This window comes from uncultured Acetatifactor sp. (assembly GCF_948601915.1).
Lineage (GTDB): Bacteria > Bacillota > Clostridia > Lachnospirales > Lachnospiraceae > Acetatifactor.
In genome coordinates, this window is sequence record NZ_CAPDXS010000280.1 from 1 (window position 1) to 1,495 (window position 1,495).

Sequence of the window (1,495 nt, forward strand, 5' to 3'; positions counted from 1 at the left end):
CGCTCTTCCGATCTCTTCCGGCGGAACTTCTGGCCAGACTGAAAACGTTATTATGAAGGCATGACGGTATTGCCCGCAGACGGAGACGGCTTTTGGCGGACAGGATGAGAGAACCGCCGAAGAGGCGATACCGTCCGCAGACAGTGCCTTTGGCGGACAGGATGAGGGCCGCCGAAGAGACGATACCGCCCGCAGACAGTGCCTTTGGCGGACAGGATGAGAGCTGCCGAAGAGGCGATACCGTCCGCAGACAGCGCCTTTGGCGGACAGGATGGAACCGCTGCAGAGATGGTATCGTTTACAGGAGGAGATGGCGCAGCGGATGAAGTTTGGGGGCAAGAACAGTGATACAGAGGGTTGCACATGAGTGAGGAAAAAAGAATAGAACTGCCGGACCTGGAAGCCCTGGAGGCAGAGCTGGAGAGGACGCGGTACAGGAAAAGATACGGAAGTGTCCTCCGGAGCACGGCCTTCTCCCTGGTGGTGGTAGCTGCGGTGGCGGTACTGATAGCGGTGCTCCTGCTCCCGGTGCTGCAGATCAGCGGAACCTCCATGACGGATTCCCTGCAGGACGAGGACATCGTGGTGGCGCTGAACAGTTCGGGATATGAGACGGGTGATATCATCGCCTTTTACTTTAACAACAACATCCTGGTGAAACGGGTGATTGCCGCGCCGGGGGACTGGGTGGACATCGATGAGGAGGGAAATGTCTACGTAAACGAGGAGCTGCTGGAGGAGCCTTATGTGACGGACAAAGCCCTGGGGGACTGCAACATCACACTGCCCTACCAGGTGCCGGACGGAAGGTGCTTCGTCATGGGGGACCACCGGGCCACCAGCATAGACAGCAGGAACACGGCGGTGGGATGCGTCAGCAATGATATGGTGATTGGAAAGATACTGGTCCGGGTCTGGCCCCTGGAAGGATTCGGGATCGTGAAGTGATAGAAGACCGGTAGAAGGAAGGAGACGGCATTATGAAAGTTGATTTTTTGTCACAGGCGGGAAAACTCCTGAAGGAACAGAAACAGTACAGACGTCGGGCGGTGGTTTTCCTGTGCCTTGCGGTGATAGTCGGTTATGGAACAGTCATGGCCCTGAAGCTGTACGGGCAGGCAATGACCCACAAGATGGAAGTGCTTGACTGCTCGTTGGAAGCGCATGAGCATACGGAAGAATGCTATAAAAAGGATGAAGCGGGAAACCCGGGCGGGGAACTTATCTGCGGCTATGCGGATTATGTGGTCCATGTACATAACGACGGATGTTATGACAGCGACGGGAAACTGGTCTGCGCCCTGGAGGAGCACGAAGCCCACGAGCATAATGACGAGTGTTATGTGACGGAGATGGTTCTGGTGTGCGGGGAGGAATCCGCAGACGGGATGCATCCGGAAAGCACGGGCGGGTTCGCCTTGGGAAATGCGGGAAACGCTGCAGAAAATGCAGGGGGCACGGCAAACGAGGCGGGAACCCAGGGTGACACGGGAAA

1 protein-coding gene is annotated in these 1,495 nt (G+C 56.8%); it reads left to right on the top strand.

What is annotated here, in order from left to right:
* Nucleotides 1-363: 363 nt before the first annotated feature.
* Nucleotides 364-948 carry a signal peptidase I gene (lepB, locus tag Q2B33_RS24030; protein WP_300914339.1) on the top strand — a complete coding sequence of 195 codons (585 nt, stop codon included), beginning with the start codon at nucleotides 364-366 and terminating at the stop codon, nucleotides 946-948.
* The last annotated feature ends 547 nt before the right edge of the window (nucleotides 949-1,495 follow it).